Annotated in this window: 15 protein-coding genes and 1 riboswitch; of the genes, 6 read left to right on the forward strand and 9 right to left on the reverse strand. The window is 71.3% G+C overall.

The window, feature by feature from the left end:
* Window positions 1-102: 102 nt before the first annotated feature.
* The 3 genes from I004_RS0100680 to I004_RS0100690 form a co-directional block, all read right to left on the reverse strand.
* Window positions 103-981 (reverse strand): hypothetical protein, encoded by an 879-nt coding sequence (locus tag I004_RS0100680; RefSeq protein ID WP_158676972.1) that lies wholly within the window; start codon window positions 979-981, stop codon window positions 103-105.
* A 288-nt stretch (window positions 982-1,269) separates the two neighbouring features.
* On the reverse strand, window positions 1,270-1,980 hold the full coding sequence (locus tag I004_RS0100685) for a response regulator transcription factor (RefSeq protein ID WP_028433924.1): 711 nt from the start codon (window positions 1,978-1,980) through the stop codon (window positions 1,270-1,272).
* Complete coding sequence (locus tag I004_RS0100690; protein WP_078510706.1) at window positions 1,977-3,422, reverse strand: PspC domain-containing protein; 1,446 nt, start codon at window positions 3,420-3,422, stop codon at window positions 1,977-1,979. The genes I004_RS0100685 and I004_RS0100690 overlap by 4 nt, the downstream gene beginning before the upstream one ends.
* Before the next feature lie 165 nt (window positions 3,423-3,587).
* On the opposite strand from I004_RS0100690, the gene I004_RS31300 reads away from it, so the two are divergent.
* On the forward strand, window positions 3,588-5,102 hold the full coding sequence (locus tag I004_RS31300; protein ID WP_051344555.1) for a PspC domain-containing protein: 1,515 nt from the start codon (window positions 3,588-3,590) through the stop codon (window positions 5,100-5,102).
* Window positions 5,099-5,530: a hypothetical protein gene (locus tag I004_RS39745; protein ID WP_199779304.1), complete on the forward strand. Its 432-nt coding sequence runs from the start codon at window positions 5,099-5,101 to the stop codon at window positions 5,528-5,530. The genes I004_RS31300 and I004_RS39745 overlap by 4 nt, the downstream gene beginning before the upstream one ends.
* A gap of 81 nt (window positions 5,531-5,611) precedes the next feature.
* Here I004_RS39745 and I004_RS0100705 read toward each other — a convergent pair whose 3' ends face one another.
* Together I004_RS0100705 and I004_RS31310 are read right to left on the reverse strand one after the other, a co-directional pair.
* Window positions 5,612-6,148 (reverse strand): DoxX family membrane protein, encoded by a 537-nt coding sequence (locus tag I004_RS0100705; RefSeq protein ID WP_028433926.1) that lies wholly within the window; start codon window positions 6,146-6,148, stop codon window positions 5,612-5,614.
* Window positions 6,149-6,460: 312 nt separating this feature from the next.
* A complete protein-coding gene (locus I004_RS31310) occupies window positions 6,461-7,801 on the reverse strand; it encodes a hypothetical protein (RefSeq protein ID WP_078510708.1) in 1,341 nt (446 codons plus the stop codon).
* Between the two features lie 243 nt (window positions 7,802-8,044).
* Between I004_RS31310 and I004_RS0100715 the strand changes: the two genes are divergently transcribed.
* Window positions 8,045-9,244: a cytochrome P450 gene (locus tag I004_RS0100715; RefSeq protein WP_028433927.1), complete on the forward strand. Its 1,200-nt coding sequence runs from the start codon at window positions 8,045-8,047 to the stop codon at window positions 9,242-9,244.
* A gap of 62 nt (window positions 9,245-9,306) precedes the next feature.
* Window positions 9,307-9,660, forward strand: coding sequence for a hypothetical protein (locus tag I004_RS0100720; RefSeq protein ID WP_028433928.1), 354 nt, complete (start codon window positions 9,307-9,309; stop codon window positions 9,658-9,660).
* Between the two features lie 141 nt (window positions 9,661-9,801).
* Here I004_RS0100720 and I004_RS0100725 read toward each other — a convergent pair whose 3' ends face one another.
* Window positions 9,802-10,887: an NlpC/P60 family protein gene (locus tag I004_RS0100725; RefSeq protein ID WP_028433929.1), complete on the reverse strand. Its 1,086-nt coding sequence runs from the start codon at window positions 10,885-10,887 to the stop codon at window positions 9,802-9,804.
* 7 nt (window positions 10,888-10,894) lie between these two features.
* A riboswitch (cyclic di-AMP (ydaO/yuaA leader) is annotated at window positions 10,895-11,097 on the reverse strand.
* Between the two features lie 166 nt (window positions 11,098-11,263).
* Between I004_RS0100725 and pcrA the strand changes: the two genes are divergently transcribed.
* Window positions 11,264-13,834 (forward strand): DNA helicase PcrA, encoded by a 2,571-nt coding sequence (pcrA, locus tag I004_RS0100730; RefSeq protein WP_028433930.1) that lies wholly within the window; start codon window positions 11,264-11,266, stop codon window positions 13,832-13,834.
* Window positions 13,835-14,021: 187 nt separating this feature from the next.
* Here pcrA and I004_RS37865 read toward each other — a convergent pair whose 3' ends face one another.
* Window positions 14,022-15,686, reverse strand: a complete 1,665-nt coding sequence (locus I004_RS37865; protein WP_486579628.1) for a M23 family metallopeptidase — start codon at window positions 15,684-15,686, stop codon at window positions 14,022-14,024.
* A gap of 923 nt (window positions 15,687-16,609) precedes the next feature.
* Between I004_RS37865 and icmB the strand changes: the two genes are divergently transcribed.
* Window positions 16,610-17,020, forward strand: coding sequence for a coenzyme B12-dependent isobutyryl CoA mutase small subunit (gene icmB, locus I004_RS0100740; RefSeq protein ID WP_028433932.1), 411 nt, complete (start codon window positions 16,610-16,612; stop codon window positions 17,018-17,020).
* A 29-nt stretch (window positions 17,021-17,049) separates the two neighbouring features.
* On the opposite strand, the gene I004_RS31315 is transcribed toward icmB, so the two are convergent.
* Together I004_RS31315 and I004_RS0100750 are read right to left on the reverse strand one after the other, a co-directional pair.
* A complete protein-coding gene (locus tag I004_RS31315) occupies window positions 17,050-18,801 on the reverse strand; it encodes a DUF5691 domain-containing protein (protein ID WP_486579629.1) in 1,752 nt (583 codons plus the stop codon).
* Window positions 18,802-18,874: 73 nt separating this feature from the next.
* Window positions 18,875-20,437: an SWIM zinc finger family protein gene (locus I004_RS0100750; protein ID WP_028433933.1), complete on the reverse strand. Its 1,563-nt coding sequence runs from the start codon at window positions 20,435-20,437 to the stop codon at window positions 18,875-18,877.
* Window positions 20,438-20,560 lie beyond the last annotated feature (123 nt).

Below are 20,560 nucleotides of genomic sequence, written 5' to 3' on the forward strand. Positions count from 1 at the left end.
TGACTGCCGCGTCCCGGCCGCTCCCGACGAGCCGCGTTCCCGCCGCTCCTGACTGCCGCGTCCGCGGGAAGCGCCGGCCGGCCGGTGGCGGCGCGCCCCGCCCTATCCGCTGTTGCGCCCGCTCTGCCGCTGGAAGGTGTCCTTGCTGCCTCCGTCCCATTCGACGGTGAGCTTGTCACCGGACCGGACGGCGTCGCCCGTGAGGGCGCTCTTCACATTGCCGTTGACGCACTTGAGGGCCAGCCGGAAAGCGGCGCCGGACTTGCGCGCCTCACCCACGCCGGGGCAGGTGGACAGGCGGCCGGGACGGTTGTAGGCCACGGCGTTCTTGCCGGCGGACTTGCCCGAGCGGACCTCACGTCCCACGGTCAGCGTCTCCCCGCCGCGCGACTGCCAGGTGCCGATGAAGCTCTTCCCTGCGTTCTTCCCGCCGCCTCCGGCGTCCTCGTCCTGGGCCCCGCCCTTGTTCGTGCCGTCGGGCCGCTCGCCGGCAGATCCCGGGTCGGGCTTCCCGCCGCCCTCCGCGCTGGCGCCGCTGTCCCCACCGCCTCCGCCGTCGGTCATGTAGTACACGCCGCCGCCCGCGAGCAGCACCGCGGTGATCGTGCCCGCGAAGAGAGCCACGAGCTTCCTCTTCGAATGGGCGGCCCACCGCGGCCCCGCCGGCGGGTAGCCGTAGTCGGGCGGCGGCGGCTCCTCGTACGTCTCGTCGAAGAGGTACTCGTAGTCGTACGGCGGTGGTGGCGGTGGCGGCATCGACTCCCACTGCGGCTGCGGAGGCAGCGCCGGCCGCGGCGGTGGCTGTGGCGGGAGTTGCTGAGCCGGTGAATCCCAGTATCCGAACCCGGCAGTCGGTGGCTGCGGCGGAGGCTGGCGCGGCTGAAGTTGCTGCGGCGGGGGCTGACGGGGCACGGGCGGCGGGGGAGGCCGCTGCCTCCTGTACCGCGGACCGCCGTAACCGTCCTGCGGTGGCTGAGTCATAGCGAACACCTCTGCGCACGTGCCCGCAGCCGCCAAGACCCCCAGCTCACCCAGGTGGCCCGAGATTCCCCGGGGTCGGCCTCGGCCGGTTACGAGCCCGCCGCTGCTACACGGCAAATTGAGCGGGCCACGCGACCATCCTGCGTCATTGTGACGATCGGCCGCAGCCGAAACCAGAGCATGTGTGCGGTACATGAGCACACGGACCGGACGCGAGGTGACTGCGGGGAGCGCGGAGCCTGCCGTGCGCAGGCCCGCCACGGCCGCCGTGCCGGGCGCCGGAGGGAGTCAGACCAGGCGGCGCGCGGCCGCCCAGCGGGTCAGTTCGTGGCGGTTGGACAGCTGGAGCTTGCGCAGGACCGCCGAGACATGGGACTCGACCGTCTTCACAGAGATGAAGAGCTGCTTGGCCACTTCCTTGTACGCGTAGCCACGCGCGATCAGACGCAGTACCTCGCGTTCGCGCTGGGTGAGCCGGTCGAGATCCTCGTCGAGCGGCGGGGCGTCGGTGGATGCGAAGGCGTCCAGCACGAAGCCGGCCAGGCGCGGTGAGAAGACGGCGTCCCCATCGGCGACGCGGAAGATCGCGTCGACGAGGTCGGTGCCGGTGATGGTCTTAGTGACGTAGCCGCGCGCACCGCCACGGATGACGCCGATGACGTCCTCGGCCGCGTCGGACACGGAAAGGGCGAGGAAACGCACCGGGGACTCGGCGGTTCCCATCATCGAGGCGCTGCGGCGCAGGACTTCGACGCCGCCTCCGCCGGGGAGATGGACGTCCAGGAGTACGACGTCGGGGCGCGTTGCGGTGATGACGGAGACAGCCTGTTCCACGTCGCCCGCCTCCCCGACGACGTCGACGCCCGTGTCGTCGGTGCGGCCGATCTCCGCCTGCACGCCCGCGCGGAACATGCGGTGGTCGTCGACGAGGACCACGCTGACCTGGCGGGACGTGCCCGAGCCGGCGTCTTCCGCGGTGCCTGGTGTCTCGTTGGTCACGACTGGGCCGCCCTCTCCATTTCGAGCTCCACCTCTGTCCCCTCGCCGGGCGCCGACCGCAGCCGTGCCGTGCCGCCGTGGCGTCGCATGCGGCCGATGATGGACTCGCGCACGCCCATCCTGTCCTCCGGCACCGCGTCCGGGTCGAAACCGGGACCGCGGTCGCGTACGGAGATGAAGACCGTGCGTCCCTCCACCTCCGTGAACACCTGGACCGCCCCTGCCCCATGGCCTCCGGGAGGGGTGCCGCCATCGCCACCGTACTTGGCGGCGTTCACCATCGCCTCGCGCGCGGCCTGAATCTGTGCGTCCAGCCCTTCGTCGAGCGGGCAGTCGCCGACGCAGACGACCTCGATAGGCACTCCGTGATGGTCCTCGACTTCGGCCGCCGTCGCCTTGACGGACTCGGAGAGCGTCTGCGGCTTCTCGTCCTCGTCCTTGGCCTTGCCGCGGGGCTTGTACAGCCAGTTGCGCAGCTCGCGCTCCTGGGCGCGGGCGAGGCGGGCCACTTCGCGGGGATCGTCGGCGCTGCGCTGGATCAGCGTGAGGGTGTGCAGCACGGAGTCATGGACGTGCGCGGCGACTTCGGCCCGTTCCTGTGCGCGGATGCGCATCAGCCGCTCCTCGGACAGGTCCTGCATCATCCGCACCAGATACGGACCGGCGAGCAGCGCGACTCCGACGAGGACGGCGAGGGCGGCCTGCAGGACCGGGCCGAGATGCCTGGCCGACCCCTGCACGACGACGATTCCGCTCACTCCCACGGCCACCAGCACGACACCGGCGGCGCTGCGCGCGAGCGGCACCAGCCCGCGGCGTCGGCTGACCTCGGCCCAGTGTGCGCGGCGGGCGTCGTCGGCCTGGCGCCAGACCAGGACGACGCCGAGACCTATCAGAAGCACCGGCCACAGATAGGTGTCGACCCGTCCGAACTGCAGGTTGTCGGCGATCACGACGGCGCCGACCATCAGGGCCAGTACGGCGAAGAGCTGGCCCTTGTCGGGCTTGCGCAGGTGCAGTCGCGACCAGGTGCTCTCGCTCTCCCGACGGATCCGCGGGACGGAACCCGCGTCGGCGGCCGGTGCGGCGGTGGTCGCCTTGCGGTCCTGGCCGACGCCTCCCGTACCGAGCGGCACGACGAACCAGAAGGCGGCGTAGAGCAGCACGCCGAGCCCCTGGGTCACCGTGAGGGCGATGAAGACGATGCGGACCCAGGAGACCGGCAGCCCCAAGTGCCCGGCGAGGCCCCGTGCGACGCCGCCGAGCATGCGGCCTTCGGCGCTGCGGTAGAGCTTGCGCAGCGGGGGCGGCGGGGCGACGTCGTCGGTGGGCGGCCCTCCCCCTGGCACTTCCTGGCTGCGCCAGGATGTGCCTTCAGGGGGGACCCCCACGGCCGCTCCGCCGTCGCCGGGGCCGGAAGCGGTCGACGAGGCGGGGGTCATGTACCGATCGTCACACGCTTGTGCGGTGTGAGGCATCAGGGTGGTCCCTGATCCCGACCCGTACGTGGCCTCCCGGAGAGGCGGCGCACGCGGCGCCGGAATCAGGGTCGCGTGGGGGACGGGCCCCGATGTGCCCGGCGGGAGGCAGGGGACACCATGGGGCGCATGACGGAGGACGACGAGCACTCGCCGCGGCAGCATCCGCCGGCGGCCGGGCCGGTGCGCGGCGACGACGCCGGTACGGACACCGCCGCCCGCGCGGTCGCCGCCGGCGCCGCCGCCGATGGGGGAGCAGGCGACGGCCAGGACGGCACCGGCCCTCCCCGGCGCAGGCTCACGCGGAGCCGCCGTCCCAAGGCGGTCGCCGGGGTGTGCTCGGGCCTCGGCCGGTACTTCGACCTCGACCCCGTCATCTTCCGTGTACCGCTCGTCGTGCTCTCCGTCATCGGCGGGCTCGGCCTCGTCTTCTACGGCGCCGCATGGCTGCTGATCCCCGCGGAGGACGAGAAGCAGAACGAGGCGCGGTGGCTGCTGTCCGGCCGCGTCGAGGGGACCACGCTCTCCGCCATCCTCGTCGCGCTCGTCGGCTGCGGGCTCTTCCTCGCGTCGCTGGGCAGCCTCAGCACACCCTTCTCGGTGCTGCTCGCGGGCGCTGTCGCCGGTGCCGCGTACTGGTCGCAACACCGGCGGGAGGCCGCGGCCGCGGAGGCCGTCGGTGCCCCCGTAGATCCGACGACGGCGCACGCGGTTGCCGACGCACCCCCGGAAGCGCAGGCTCCGCCCGTGCCGGGGATGCCGTCGTGGTGGCGCGAGCCCCTGACGAAGGACGGCGCCGGGGAGCCCGGGTATCTGTGGGGCCCCGACGAGGCGGAGGCGCAAGCGGGCCGGGGGCACTTCCCGCACGGGCGTCCCTGGGGGCGCGGTGGCGGTGGCCCACGCCCGGGACGTCGCCGTGAGGGGGCGTTCGGCGGGCTGCTCGCGATGCTGGCCTCGGCCGCGGCGGTCGCGGGGACCGTCGCCGGCTGGGATCCGCGGGCGCTCGGCACGGGCCTCACCATCGGACTGGCCTGTGCGCTCGCGGTGTACGGAATCGGGTTCGCGGTCAGCGCGTTCGCGGGACGGGTCGGCCTCGGCACGGTCTTCCTGACGGTCGTCACGGCGGTGATGCTGGCGGGCGTCTCCCTGATCCCGAAGAGCATCGGCACGGACTGGCGCGAGGTCACCTGGGCCCCGGCCTCCGCGTCGGACATCGCGGGCGCCTACGAACTCGACGGCGGCGCGGGCGAACTCGACCTGGGCGACGTGCGGTTCACCGGTGACCACAAGACCGTACGGACGCATGCCCGGCTCGGTGCCGGGGCGCTGAAGGTGATCGTGCCGAGCGGCACACGCGTCGAACTCGACGCGAAGGTCGGCGCGGGGGAGATCCGTCTGCCCTCGCGGACCGAGCGCGAGGGGGAGCACTTCGTGGTGGAGAGCATCGGCGGCGTCGACAGGCACGAGCGGCTGACGCTGTCGCCCTCCGGCAGCGGAAAGGACGAGGAGGGGACGCTGAAGCTGTCGGTGGACCTCACGGTGGGGCAGCTGGAGATCGTGCGGGTGCTTCCCTCCGGTGAACGGACCGACCACCTGCCCGCGCGCAGCGTGCCCGGGGACGAGCGGAGTGAGGAGCGCCGATGAACCAGCACCGTTTCGAACCGGCACGGCTGCTGCTCGGCCTGATGCTGATGGGCGCCGCGGCGGTCTACGCGATGGACGCCCTCGGGGAGTGGCAGGTCCCGGTGTGGGCGCTCCTGGTGCTGGTGCCGGCATCGCTGGTGGCGGCGGCGTTCACAGCGGTGGCGACCTTCGCCGTGCGGCGCCTTCTGGGACGGCGGAGGAAGACGCAGGGGCCGGGCGTGCCGGGCCGGATGCCGATGGACGAACTGCGCGGCGGGTACGGGGCGTCGGGCACCGGCGGGCCTCAGCGTGAAGACGGGCAGCGTCAAGCCGGGCACGAGGACGACGGGCAACAGGACGAGGGGCAGAAGGACGACGGGCAGGACGGCGACGAGCGGCAGGGGGGCGCCCGGCCCGGCGGCAGCGGCGGGGGAACCGGAACGGACTGAGGCGGAGGCCGAGCCCCCGAGGCCGCGCCTCCGGAGCGGACCCCCGCCTCGTCTTGCATGAACCGTGCTCGGTCCTCGGCCCTAGCCGAAGATGTGCCTGCCTTTTCGGCGCCGTCGCCGCGAGAAGGCCATGTCGAGCGACCACACCGAGGCTCCGGCGAAGATCAGCGGCACCCAGGCCATCATGTACGGGAGGTCGTTGCCGTAGTAGTACGGGTCGCTCTGCCAGCTGACCGTCAGCCACAGGCTGAGCGATATGAGCATGCCGCCGAGGGCGGCCAGGCGGGTCCACAGACCCACCAACGCGCCCAGCCCGGCGGCGATTTCACCCGCGGCGATGGCGATGCCGAATGCCTTGGGGTCGTTCTGCGCGAGGTCGATCATTGCGGGGATCGCAGCGGCGTCGTGCGAGGACTCCAGAACCTGGGCCAGCGAGTCGCCGCCCTTGCCGTTGAGGAACTCCTTGTTGATGACGAGCTTGTCCAGTCCCGCGAAGATGAAGGTGGCTCCGAGGAAGAGACGGAGCGGGACCAGTGCGTACTTGGACGCTCTTGCCCGCACACTGCCCGGGGAGCCGCTGACAGGCGCATCAGTCCTGGTTTGATCCGCCAGAGACATGACAGTCCCACCTTCCGTAGTCGCCCCTGTGCCGCATGCGTGTTCGGCTCGGGCTGAAGTCGAGTCGCTACGGTACGCGGCTGTGGCCCGCGTTACACCCTCTCTGAACGATCTCAGTCAGCAACCACGGCCGAAGACTTCGAGGGTGTGGGTGCATTCGCGACAGAACGGGCCACATCGGGTGGGGTTCCGCCCTGCGGCCACCGCTCTGTCGCGGTGCCCTCCCTCACGACAATGACCGGTCATCACCGGTGCGGCCGGTCGCACCGGCGTCACGGAGACGCCCGGACCGGGCGCTGGCGGTGCTCCGGCTCAGTCGGCGACGTCGATGGGGTAGCGGTTGGTCTCCACACCCGCCGCGGTGACGACCTGGATCTCGACCCGGCCCGGTTCAACCTCCACGGGCACAGGCACGGTGAGCGTCGCGTCGGCCGGGTTGGAGAATCCGTTGCCGGACGGGATCAGCGGGACCGGCACATGCACCGCCCCGACACGGACCACCATCCGCGACAGCCGGTCCGGTTCACCCGCGCCCGGCGGGACGAAGCCCGCGCCGCGGATCTCGATGTCGTCGCCCGTGCGGATGGGCGAGTGCAGGTCGCCGACCTCGCGGGCCCGTACGACGGAAAGCACCACGGGACGGCCGCCCTCGGCGTACTTGCCCGTCAGATACGTCGCCGCCGAGACCACGACCAGCAGGGCCAGGCTCCAGGGCAGGTCCGGCAGTTGGTCCGGCTGCCGCGCGAGGCGAACGCCGGCGAACACCACGGCGACCCCGCTGACCAGGACGTACTGCACGTCGCAGAAGGAGCCGCGGCCTGCATCGTCGGTGAGAAGGTCGCCGGCGCGGGCCCGGTCGGCACGCACCTTCTGGAGCCGCTGGCGCTGCACGCGGACCGAGACGGTGCGGCGCACGAAGACCGCGACGGCGCAGCTCAGCGCGAGCACTGTCAACAGCCCCGCGCCACGGGAGAGTTCGAGCCCCTCGATGAGGGCGCGACGCTCGGACTTCCCGGAGCGGCCCGCCAGTTCGAGCGCCAGGACGAGGACGGTGTACACGGCGAGGAGCACCCATGCCGCCGCCACGGAGCGTGAGGTGGACAGCCTGTTGTCCTCGCCGATGAGCGGGGCCAGCGCTCCGCCGCGCGCCCGGTGCAGGTACGCGGCCAGCGAGACGACGCCGGCGGCGATCACCGCGGCGATCAGTGATGCGGTGCGCCCGGCCGTCCAGCCGGCGGAAAGCGCGGTGAGCAACTGCCCGATCAACAGCACGCCGACGGCGGCCCAGACGGCGACGACGGTTTGCCGCCACAGCGACTCCAGCCGCATCGCACCCTCTTCGCGTGCGCGCTCGGCGACCGTACGCGCGGACCGCGTCAACTCGTCGGAGACCCACTGACGGGAGGCTCCCGGGGAGTGCGCGAGAGCGGCGGGAAGGCCCTTGCCCGCGGCGAGTTCGTCGCGGCGGCGGCGGAAGTCCTCACGCGCGTGCCGGTGGCCCTCGCGGGCACCGTGCGGGCAGTCGCCGCAGGTGCAGGAGGTGGAGTGGGCCCCCGAAGAGGCGCCCGACGGGGCGGACTTCTGAAGCGGGACGGACTCTTCGCGCGCGCCGCTGCCGCCGCCTGTCCCGTCCCGTGCCGTGTCCACGGCCACTGCGCAACCCCGCCTCTCAAACACCGTTCGTGAAAGGCGCATTGTGCCCTACGAATCGCAGGCTGCTGTCGGCAGGGCGCGCTTCATCACCCGGCTGTGTGAGGCGGGGCCGCGGCGGTGGACGGGCCGTACTCCGAACGCCTCGGAGAGACGGGCGAGGTGTGGACGATTGTCCGAAAGTGAGGTTCTTGAGCCGCGATCACGGCGAGTAGCGTGCCCAGGACCCGACACCAGAGGGGACTCATGGCGGCCGACGGCATCGTCGAACTGACCCAGCTCAGCCCGGACTTCGTACGCGATCCCTACCCCGTCTACGCCGCACTCCGCGCCGAGGCACCCGTGCACCACGTACGCGTGCCCGACGGGAGAGAGCTGTGGCTCGTGGTCGGGCACGAGACGTGCCGCACGGCCTTCACCGACCCCCGGCTCAGTCGGGACTGGCAGAACCACGGGGGCATAGGGCAGATCCTCAACCCCGGCCTGCCGGCGATCGGCCACATGCTGACGACGGACCCGCCGGACCACACCCGGCTGCGGCGCCTGGTGGCGGGTTCGTTCACGCCGCGCCGGATCGCCGCGCTCGGACCGCGCGTCCAGCAGATCACCGACGAGCTGCTCGACGCGATGCTGGAGAAGGAGGAGCGGCGTGCGGACCTGATCGCGTCTTTCGCCTTTCCGCTGCCGATGACGGTCATCTGCGAACTGCTCGGCGTACCCGAACTCGACCGTCAGGCCTTCCGTGGCTGGTCCAACGCGATGGTCGGGCCCACCAGCGCGGAGGAGGAGGCCCGCGCGTACGAGGAGATGCCCGCCTATCTCACCGGGCTGATCGAGACGAAGCGGGAAACCCCTGGCGACGACCTGCTCAGCGCAATGATCCAGGAGGTCGACGACGGCGGCGATCGGCTCACCGGCGACGAACTCATCGGCATGTGCGTGCTGTTGCTCGTCGCCGGCCACGAGACCACGGTCAACCTCATCGGCAACGGAATGCGCGCCCTTTTTGCGCACCCGGACCAACTCGCCCAACTTCGTGCGGACTTCGGGCTTCTGGAGGGCGCCGTCGAGGAGATGCTCCGCTACGACGGCCCCGTCGAGACGTGCACCCAGCGCCTCGCCCTGGAGGACGTGGAGCTGGACGGGACGATCGTGCCCGCCGGCTCGACCGTCCTGATCGCCATGGCCGACGCCGACCGCGACCCGGAGCGCTTCGAGGAACCGCACTGTTTCGACATCCGACGCGACGCCCGCGGCCACATCGCCTTCGGCCACGGCCTGCACTACTGCCTGGGGGCTCCGCTGGCCCGCCTCGAGGGCCGGATAGCGGTCCGTTCACTGCTGGAGCGCTGCCCGGAGATCGCGGCGGACGCGGACGAGTCGACCCTGCGGTGGCTGCCGGGGATGCTGATGAGGGGAGTACGGCGGCTGCCCGTCCGCTGGTGACGAGGACCCCGGCCGGGCCCGCCCAGGAGGCGACGGTGTGAGCGTCGCTAGGCTCCCAGGCCATGGACGTACTCATACATCTCTTCGTCGGCCTCCACATCATCGGAATCGCGGCCCTGCTGGGCGGCTTCTTTTTCCAGATGAAGGCGATGCGTGCGGACGAGGCCCGCTTCGTGCCCGGCATGCTGCACGGCGCACTCACCATGCTGGTGACCGGGATGGTCCTCGTGGGCCTCAATCAGGCGGGCGACGACCCGGTGAACAACGTCAAGATCGGCATCAAGCTCACGCTGCTCCTGGTGATCCTGGGCCTGGTGTATGTGAAGAGGGACGAGGAGAAAGTGCCCTCGTCCCTCTTCGGCACGGTCGGCGCGCTGACTGTGGCGAACATCTTCATCGCCGTCCTCTGGACCTGACGGACGCGACGAAGGCCCTGAAGTCGCCTTCATCGGCGGAGGGTTGAGCCGCCGCACCTCCCCGTACGTCCCCCGGTACTCCCAGGGTTGCGCCCGGTCCGCGGTGCCGCGGACCGGGCGCACGGACGGGGTGGCTCGCGGTCAGCCCGGGCGCACCGCCGAGTGGAACGGCATGTAGCTGACGTCCTCGTAGGTCACGTCCGCACCCGGCTTCGGTGCGTGGATCATCTGCCCGCCGCCGACGTAGATGCCGACGTGGCTGATGTCGTCGTAGAAGAAGACCAGGTCGCCGGCCTTCATCTCGGACTTGGCGACCTTCGTGCCTACCTTGACCTGGTCCCACGTCGTGCGGGGCAGCGAGATGCCGGCCGCCTTCCACGCCCCCTGTGTCAGGCCGGAGCAGTCGAAGGAGGTGGGGCCCGTAGCGCCCCACACGTACGGCTTGCCCAACTGCGCCTTGGCGTAGGCGAGGACCTTCTCGGTCTGCGCCGACTGCGAGCCCCCGCCGCCCTTGCCCGCATCCTGGCGCGCCTCCTCGGCGCGCTCCGCGGCCTTGCGGGCCGCTTCTTGCTTCTTCTTCTCGATCGCCGCCAGGCGTGCCTTCTCCTCGGCCGTCAGCTTCGACAGCAGTTTCCGTGCCTCGGAGAGCTTGTCCTGCACTTCCTGCTTGTTCTTCTTCAGCGCCTGCTGGGAGGCGTTGAGCGACGCGAGCTCCTCGGTGGCGTGCTCCCGCTTGCTCTGCGCCGCCTTCTGCCGCTTCTCGAAGTCGGCGACGGCTTCCTTCTGACGGCCGCTCATCCGGTCCAGCACGTGCGTCTGCTGGAAGAACTGCTGCGGGTCCTCGGTGAGCAGGAGGGTCGCCGTCTGGGACATGCCGCCGGAACGGTACTGCGCCGTCGCGTAGTTGCCGAGGGTACGGCGCGCGTCGTTGAGCTTCGCGGTGCGCTCGGCCGCCTCGTCGAGGGATCTGTCCGCCTTCTTGCGCTGGGCGTCCGCCTTCTCCTTGGCCGCGTTGTACTTCTGCGTCGAGGTCTCGGCCTGCTGGTAGAGCTTGTCGACCTTCTTCTTGACCTCGGAGATCGACGGCTTGCCGTCGTCCGGTGCGGCCTGAGCGCTCTGGGAGAGCAGGGAGACGGAGGCGAGCGCGGCGGTGGTGATCCCGAGCACTCCGCGCTTCGTCGAGGCGGTCTTCAGTATTCGGGCGCGCGGCTTGCGATGTGACGCCAAGACCGGCAGCTCCTTCCGTGAACCGCCTACCGGGTTAGCTGACGGGTTCGGGCTCTCGGAAGGCTGCCCTACGGGTCGTGCGCGGTGCTTCCGCGGTGCGACTTCCCGATTCACCCCGGGTGCGTACGCCGGACTTGCGCGTGCGCGGTGGGTCCCCGGCTCCGTGGGCAGAGCCCTTCGGATGACCGTCGGATTCGGCGGAGGCGGCCCGTGCCGACGCTTTCGCCGGCGATTGGTGCGGACCGCCTGGCACGGCACGGTAGCGAGATGTGGGGCGTCTGTGAAGGCCGTTAGGTGATACGTCCGATATCTGTTCGTTATCCCGTGAGGGAGGTGGCGGTGCGGTGTCGGCGCGGCAATCTAGACTTCTCCGACGATGAGCAGCCTCTTCGACGACAGCTTTCTGGCGGACCTCGCACCCGTGCGCGCGCAGGACAGTGCCTCCCCCGGGCAGGACGGCCCGAGCAGTTCCGACGGGCCTTCGGGCGGCCCCGGAAACGGCTCAGGCGAAGGCCCCGGTGGCCGTTACGGAGGCGGCACGGGAGGCTCGTCGTCGTACCACCGGGGCGGCTCACCCCGTACGGTCGTCGACCCGGAAGCGCTGCTGGCGGAGCTGAACGAGTCGCAGCGTGCGGCCGTCGTGCACTCCGGTTCGCCGCTGCTGATCGTCGCGGGCGCCGGCTCGGGCAAGACCCGTGTGCTCACGCACCGCATCGCCCATCTCCTCTCGGCACGCCATGTCCACCCCGGGCAGATTCTCGCCATCACCTTCACCAACAAGGCGGCCGGCGAGATGAAGGAGCGCGTCGAGGAACTCATCGGCCCCCGCGCCCAGTCGATGTGGGTGTCCACCTTCCACAGCGCGTGCGTACGCATCCTGCGCCGTGAGAGCAAGAAGCTCGGCTTCACTTCGTCCTTCTCGATCTATGACGCGGCCGACTCCAAGCGGCTGATGGCGCTGGTGTGCCGGGACCTCGACCTGGACCCGAAGCGGTATCCGCCGAAGGCGTTCAGCGCCAAGATCTCCAACCTCAAGAACGAGCTGATCGACGACGAGGACTTCTCCGGGCAGGCGTCCGACAACTATGAGAAGACTCTCGCCGAGGCGTACACGATGTACCAGTCGCGGCTGCGCGAGGCCAACGCGCTGGACTTCGACGACATCATCATGACGACGGTCCATCTGCTCCAGGCGTTCCCGGACGTCGCCGAGCACTACCGGCGCCGTTTCCGCCACGTCCTCGTCGACGAGTACCAGGACACCAACCACGCCCAGTACATGCTGGTGCGCGAACTCGTCGGCACCGGTGAGCCGGCCGGACGGCAGCCCCGCGCCGAGGACGAGGAGGTCGGCGAGGAGCAGGAGGAGCGGCCGGCCCCTCCGATGGCCGAACTGTGCGTGGTCGGCGACGCCGACCAGTCCATCTACGCCTTCCGCGGCGCCACGATCCGCAACATCCTCCAATTCGAGGAGGACTATCCGGACGCCACGACGATCCTCCTCGAGCAGAACTACCGCTCCACGCAGACGATCCTCAGCGCCGCCAACGCCGTGATCGAGCGGAACGAGAACCGCCGTCCGAAGAACCTGTGGACGGAGTCCGGCGCGGGCGCCCGCATCACCGGCTACGTCTCGGACACCGAGCACGACGAAGCGCAGTTCGTCGCCGACGAGATCGACAGGCTCACCGACGCGGGCGAGGCCAGGGCCGGCGACGTGGCGGTCTTCTACCGCACGAACGCACAGTCGCGTGTCTTCGAAGAGGTCTTCATCCGCGTCGGGCTGCCGTACAAGGTCGTCGGCGGTGTCCGCTTCTACGAGCGCCGTGAAGTCCGGGACGTGCTGGCCTATCTGCGGGTCCTGGCCAACCCGGAGGACACCGTGCCGCTGCGCCGCATCCTGAACGTGCCCAAGCGCGGCATCGGCGACCGCGCCGAGGCAATGATCGAAGCGCTGGCGCTCCGCGAGAAGATCACATTCCCGCAGGCGCTCGCCCGCGTGGACGAGGCGTACGGGATGGCCGCACGTTCGGCCAACGCCGTGCGCCGCTTCAACGTACTGATGGAGGAGCTGCGCACGGTCGTCGAGTCCGGAGCGGGTCCCGCCACCGTGCTCGAGGCGGTGCTGGAGCAGACCGGCTATCTCGCCGAGTTGCAGTCCTCCACCGACCCGCAGGACGAGACGCGCATCGAGAACCTTCAGGAACTGGCCGCCGTGGCCCTGGAGTTCGAGCAGGAGCGGGGCGAGGAGGAGCCCGGCACGCTCGCCGACTTCCTGGAACAGGTCGCCCTCGTCGCGGACTCCGACCAGATCCCGGACGAGGAGGCGGGGGAGGAGAGCGGCGTCATCACGCTCATGACGCTGCACACGGCCAAGGGGCTGGAGTTCCCCGTGGTCTTCCTCACGGGCATGGAGGACGGCGTCTTCCCGCACATGAGGGCCCTGGGTCAGACGAAGGAACTGGAGGAGGAGCGGCGGTTGGCGTACGTGGGCATCACGCGTGCGCGTAAGCGGCTCTATCTGACCCGGTCGGTGCTGCGGAGCGTGTGGGGGCAGCCCTCGTACAACCCGCCGTCGCGCTTCCTGGAGGAGATCCCGGACCACTACGTGGACTGGAAGCGCACTGGGGCCGCGGCCGGAGGCGGCGCGAGCGGTCGCGGCGGCATCGGCTCGGGGCTGGGCGCCGGGGCGTCCCTGGCCGCCCGGGCGGGCACCGTCGGCGGCGGGGAGCGGCGTGGCGGGCCCAGCGGCTTCGCGACGCGGCGTACGTCGGACCGTCCCGTCGTCTCGCTGTCGGTCGGCGACAGGGTCACGCACGACACCTTCGGGCTCGGCAGGGTCGTCGCGGTGAAGGGGAGCGGCGACAACGCGGAAGCGACGATCGACTTCGGCGGTGAGAAGCCCAAGCGGCTGCTGCTGCGTTACGCGCCGGTGCAGAAGCTGTAGGCGGCGCGGCCCTGTCACGGGGAGCGTGGGCGCCTCACGAGGACCGCGGGCGCGCACGGGGACGACTGTGCTCGCGGAAGGGCGCGGTGCGGACGCAGCGGTCCGCACGGGAACCGCCCGACAGCCGCGCGGGATCGACCCAGGGGCCGGAAGCCGGAAGGATCCACGTCAGGCTTGCCCGGGGTTCTTACTGGGGGTCCAGGCCCTTGCCGCGCAGCCACGGGAGCGGGTCTATGGCGTCGCCGCCGCCGGGGTGGACCTCGAAGTGCAGGTGCGGTCCGGTGGAGTTGCCCGAGGTGCCCGAGTAGCCGATGGTGTCGCCGGCCTTGACCTGACCGCCACGGATCTTGGTGCTGCTGAGGTGGCAGTACCAGGTCTCGGTGCCGTCGGGCGCCGTCACGACGGCCATGTTGCCGAAGGACACGTCGTACTTGGTGGTGACGGTGCCGTCGGTCGCCGCCATCACCGGGGTGCCCTCGCTGACCGGGAAGTCGATTCCCGAGTGCACGGACATCCAGTTGAGACCGGCCTGCCCGTAGGTGGCGCTCAGGCCGTGCTCCTTGACGGGAAGCGCGAACTTGGGGCGCAGCGCCTCCTTGCGGGCGGCCTCCTTGGCCTTGCGCTTGCGCTCCGCCTCCTGGCGGGCCTGGAGGTCCAGGCGCTCCTGGGTGCGGCTGGCCCGGTCCGCGAAGTCGTCGGCGTCGGCCGAGAGTCCGGCGAGCTGCGTGTCGAGCTTCTTGTTCACCGGCTGGACGGGGGCGGAAGCCTGCGTCGCCGTGTCGTCCTGCGGGGCGTTGCCCGCGACGGACGCGGCCGCGGCAGCGGCCACCCCCATCACAGCGACGGACGGGACGGCGACGGTGAGAAGTGCGGAGCGCCTGGGCCTGGGAGAGCGGCGCCTGCCGGGCAGGTTCGCGACCCTCAAGTCCCGCTCGGGGCGGATGTCGGGGGCACCGAGGTCCCCGTGGCCTTCCGCCGCGTGGCCGTGTACGTCGTCGTACTGCCCGCCGGGCTCACCGAACTGGGCCGGGGAGTCCGTGCCGTAGGCGTCGTAGCCGTCGTAGTTCTCGTAGCCGCCGTCGACGGCGGGGAAGGCAGTGGTGGCGTCGGGCTCCCCGTCATGGGCGAACGCCGCGTCGTCGTACGAGGGTTGCTGCTGCTCCTGGACGCCGTAGCTCTCGGCCGTTCCGGGCTCGTACGCGTCGTAGGACTCATAGGACTCGTAGGCGTCGAAGGAGTCGTACGCCTCGAAGGCCTCCCCCGTCTCACCCTCGGGGCTCTGCGCGGCCGCCTGGTCGTAACCGTAGGCGTCCCAGCCGCCGTTGGTGTCGGCGGACCCCCACTCGCTGCCCGTCTCCCACTGGCCGTTCCACTGCGAGGTGTCCCACTGCGAGGCATCCCACTGGCCGCTGCTCCAGCCGGAGTCGAAGTCCATCCGGCCCGCGCCGGGCTGGACGGGGACGTCGGCGGATTGCGGGAATCCGGCGTCCGTCCAGGCCCCGTTCGCGTCGTACGCGCCGGTGTCGTAGCTCCCGGTGCCGTACATGCCGTGGGCGGAGTAGGCGTCGTGGCCCGAGTAGGCGTCGTAGGTGCCCGACGTCCACGCGCCGCCGTCGTTGCCCGTGCCGGAGCCGGACATCGAACCGTAGAGCGGATCCTCGTCGTAGAAGGCGCCGTGGTTGTCGAAGCCGCCCGAAGGGTAGGCATCGTACGAAGCCGGCTGGCCGTGGCCCTGCTGTGCATAGGTGCCGAAGGCCGTCTGCTCGTACTGGCCTGTGCCGGGGGCCGCGTACGAGAAGCCGTGAGAGGTATCGGCCGGGAATGAGCTTCCCGACGGGTGACTGTCGTTCACCACCAACTTCTCTTTCGCCTCGACAGCAAGGGCGGAGCAGTTCGGTGACTGTACCCGGCGGTACGTGACGACGACAATCTTCAACAGGTTTTGGGGCCCGGAGAAACGGGCATTCGGTGGCCTTTCGGTGCTCTACGCACGGGTATTTGGCGTTGCGTTCGATGAATGTTCGACGAAATGGGTCGGCTGCCGGACGCCGGGACGCTGCTCGGGTGGGGGTCTCGAGGGCGAGCTGAAGCCACTCAACTCCGGTGTGATGCAGGCAGTTCCGCCGAGAACTCTCCACGTGCGGACATGGTGGGACGCAACGGGCCCACGCGCGGGTGGTGTTGGAGTGGGGGGCTTCCCGCGCGCCCCGCTACTCGGAGTTCGGGCCCTTCTCGCACGCGATGGTGAACACGCTGAACAGCTCGGCGCAGTCACGCAGTTCGGCCCGTTCCGCTGCAGTCGATCTCGTACGAAGCGGAGTACGGCCCGAGCGTTCGGAGGGAAAGAAGCGGGGTCCGCTGTGGGGGGTGGGTGCGGCGAGCGGCGTGGGCTGCCGGCGACGGTTGCCGCGTGGGTGGGGAGAGATGGTGGAGAAGTGCCCAGGAGAACGTGACGAAGGGGCATACCGGGGCAGGTGCCATCCCCTGGCCGGCGCACAGCTCGCGTGACTGCGCGCGTCCGTCGCCGGGCGTGCGGACGCGCGGAGCGGACGTCCGTCCCGGGAGCCGCCGTCGTGTGATTTCCCCCTCGCTTGCCGACCGGAGGCGCCAGGGTGCGGGATGCTGGGGATAACGTTCGTTCACTCGGGCAGTCGCGGACGGCCTCCGCGGTCCCGCGGCGGACAGATGACGAAGAACCGTCGTAGAACCAACCCCCTCAGTGGGGGCACCTCCCACGCCGTCGGGCGTAGGGGGCCCGTCGAGATGGAGGCAGTGATGAGTGTGTCGGGTCCGATCCGCGTGGTGGTCGCCAAGCCAGGGCTCGACGGTCATGACCGCGGGGCGAAGGTCATCGCACGCGCGCTGCGTGACGCGGGCATGGAGGTCATCTACACCGGGCTGCACCAGACGCCGGAGCAGATCGTGGACACCGCGATCCAGGAGGACGCCGAGGCGATCGGGATGTCCATCCTGTCCGGGGCCCACAACACGCTCTTCGCGAAGGTGCTGGAGCTGCTCCGAGAGCGGGACGCCGAGGACATCAAGGTCTTCGGCGGCGGCATCATCCCCGAGGACGACATCGCCCCGCTGAAGGAGAGCGGTGTCGCGGAGATCTTCACCCCGGGCGCGACGACCAATGAGGTCGTCGAGTGGATCCGCGCGAACGTCGGACGGCTCGCTGCCTGACTGCTGACCGCTGGCTGATGACCGTCCGTTCACCTCTGCCCGTCGGTCTCCACGGCGCGCCGCCGCCCCTGCTCGTCTTCGCCTTGTTTCTCTTCGCCGTGTTCCTCGCGTCCGCCCTGCCCTTCCTGTACTCCTCGCAGCTCGGCGTGCATCGCCGCGCGCAGACGCAGCGTGGCCACGAGCCGCTGGAATGCCTCCGCCCAGTAGGCGCCCGCTCCCGGTGAACCGCCCTCCGGCTCGTCCGGCACCGCGGCCAGCGGTTCCAGCCTTCTCGCGTCCGCGGGCGAGAGGCAGCGTTCGGCCAGCCCCAGCACGCCGCTGAAGCTCCAGGGATAGCTGCCCGCGTCCCGTGCGATCTCCAGGGCGTCCACCACGGCCCGTCCCAGCGTCTCCGCCCACGGCACCGCACACACGCCGAGCATGCGGAACGCCTCCGACAGACCATGAGACTCGATGAATCCGGCGGCCCACACGGCGCGCTCCGTCTCGGGAAGCACCGCCAGTAGCCTCGCCGCGTCCCCCGGGCCCTCCGAGGGCGGTGCCGTCGGCGACCCGATCAGTGCTCGCGACCACTCGACGTCGCACTGCCGCGCAGCGGCACGGCACCATGCCGCGTGCAGATCCTGCTTCCACTCGTCCGCCACGGGCAGGTCCACGATCTCCCGCGCGCCGCGCCCGCCGAACTGTGCGCTCCACGCCGAAAGCGGCGCCGCCTCCACCAACTGACCGAGCCACCAAGCACGTTCACCACGGCCCGAGGGTGGCTTGGGAACCACGCCGTCACGCTGCATGTCCGCGTCGCACTCGTGCGGAGCCTCGACCGCTATCCGCGGTCCCGTGGCGAGAGGGTCCTGCGTGACGTACGCGCGGGCCCGTACCGCCATGCGGGCGGCGAGCGCGGAACCGGGCAGTGTGCTGAGAAGTTCGGCCGCGGTGGCGCGCACCGTACGGGAACGGTCGCTGAGCGCCTGCTCGAGAAAGGACTCGTCGGAGGGGCCGAGACCCTCGCGGAGCGAGTCGAGGAACATCAGCCGGTCCTCGGCGCGCTCCGTCGCCCAGGTGCCGGCGAGCAGGGCCAGCCCCGCTGCCGGGTCGCTGCGGCGAAGCGAGTCCAGCAGGGCGACGCGTTCCGCGAACAGCCCCTCGTCCCAGAGCTGTCGGGCCGCTTCCGTGTCCGGCCGGCTCCGGGCAGACGCGGGCTGGGCCGTGGCGCCAGGGGAGGCCCGGTGCTGCGGCACGCTGTTGCGCAGCGCGAACTTCCAGTCCGGATTGAGGCGTGCCAGCCACAACGCGCGCGGACCCGCGAACGCCAGCGTCTCCGCGCGGAGATCGGTACGGGCGCGGGCAGTGTCCAGCAAGGCGGGCAGCTGTGCGTCCGGCGCGCGGTACCCGTGCTCGTTGGCGGCGGAGAGCCACTGCGGAAGCAGCTCCGTCAGGTCGGGGGACGCGCCCCGCCGTCCGCCTCCGGGGCCGCTCGCCCCCGGACGTCCGGCGAGCAGCATCGCCAGCCGGTCGGCGGCCGGGGTCGGCAGCGCGGGCCGCCGGTCCTCGGGCGCCGGTTCGGGCCGGGCACGGGCGGGCGCGGGAAGCAGCCCCGCACGGTGCCGGACGGTCGCCACCGCAGCCGCGTCGAGCAGAGTCGCCGGGCTGCCACCCGGTGGCGTGCGCCGCTCGCTGCCGAGCAGCGCAGCCGTCACGAGCTCACCCCAGGCGTCGTTCGGAGTCTCACATGCGCCGTCCGGACTGTCCGGGCCGTCTTCGGTCAGCGGTACCGCGTTCATCGCGCTCCCCTCTGCCGGGCCGTGGACGGCTCGGCACGGCGACGCGCCCGCCGGGCAGTGCCCGTTGCTGCGCTCATAGCGGCACCGCCTCCCCCTCGCTCCATGCCGTGTACGGGGCGAAGCCCTTGTGGCCGCATTCGCCGAAGACCGTGACGGGGCGGCCGCCCGATACAGCCATGAGCTTCCACTGGGCCGCGGGCGAAGTGCCGGGCGCTATGGGGAGCGCGAACTGGCCGTCCGCATCCGCGAGTTGCCGGACGCCGCCGCTGCGGCTTTCGCCCCCGCTGCCTCGTGCCTCGCCCCCGCCGCGGTCGTCGAGTGTCGGGACGACGCTGCCCAGCACCGTCGGCCAGGCCTCCAGCCAAGGGTCGTCGCACAGGGCCTGGCCGTACGAGGCCAGCGCATCGGTCACGGTGCCCCCCTCCGGTACGGGGCCGGCTTCCGGAGCCGCGTGTCTCTCGCCCAGCGCGGCGCGCAGCGGGCGCACCCCCGGGTAGTAGGCCAGCTCCGCGTCGATCACCGAGCCGACGGGCAGGGCCTGTTCGGGCGCGCGGTCGCCCGCCGCGTACGAGAGCAGCAGCGCGGGACGCCCCGACTCCCGGCCGTGGAGCCATATGCGCCTCGCCGTCAGCCGTCCCTCATCCGTGTCCTTCTGAGCGAGCACCAGCCATCGGTCCCGGATCCTGCCGCTGGACCCGCCGGGGCCGGGGTCGCCGGTTTCGCCTGCCAGCACTTCCGCGGAGTCGACGGTGAGCCCCACCCTGGTGCGCACCGTCGCTGCGAGGGGCTCCGGGAGATCGTCCAGAGACAGGACGGCCCGGTTCAGCAGATGGAGAAGAGCACACTCCGACAGCAGGCGGGCCGGCCAGCTCCCGTGGGCACCCTCGGCCTCCGACGACGTGTGGCCGGAGACGGGGATGGCGCTCAACTCCCGTATGCGTGCGGCCAGCCCGGGAGCCTGGGCGTCGACCATGCGGGAAGCCGTCTCCTCCCATTGCGTGTAGCCGCCCTGTTCCGCGCCGGCCAGACCGCCGTGCAGCATGTCGGCGAGGCGTTCCTCGAGCTCCGTGGCGCCCGTGGTGATGCGCCGCAACCGTCGCTCGGCGCGGCGCCGCGCCGCATCCGGGTCGGCCTGGCGTCCGCCGCCGCTGCCCGTGCCACCGGCAGCGGTCCCGGAGTCGGCACGCCCCGCTTCCCCTCCCGCGGCTCTGCGGGCAGCCCGTTCGCGGCGGCCGCTGAGCCACTCGCCGGCCCACTCCGGAGGCTCCTCCTGGGCCTGTGCCTGGTCACCGGCCCAGAGCAGCAGCAGCCCGAGCGCGTGCTTGCAGGGGAACTTCCGGCTGGGACAACTGCAGCTGTATCCGGGCCCGTTCAGCGCGCCCGGACCCCCGCCGGCGCTGCCCCCGCCTGCCGCACCGTCCGTACCGCCGTCGCCCCGGTACCCGCCGAGATCGACCACCGTTCTGTACGGCCTGCTGCCGCTCCCCTTGCACAGGCCCCACACGGCACCGTCGCCCGACGCCGCTTCCGACCACGGGCCCGGCGAGGACAGCTTGCTCCCTGCCCTGCGTGACGCGTCGTCAGGAGCGAGCGCCAGCACCTCTTCCGCGCTCCAGCGGACCCCCTGTCCAGTCATGGTCCCGACCGTACGGCCGGCCACTGACAATCCGTCGCCGCTGCGGCTCCGTCAGGACTTCATCGCAGGTCAGGGTAGGTGCGAGGGGTGACTGTCAGTGGCGGGGTGCACGCTGAAGGCACA

It is taken from the genome of Streptomyces sp. TAA486, assembly GCF_000426165.1.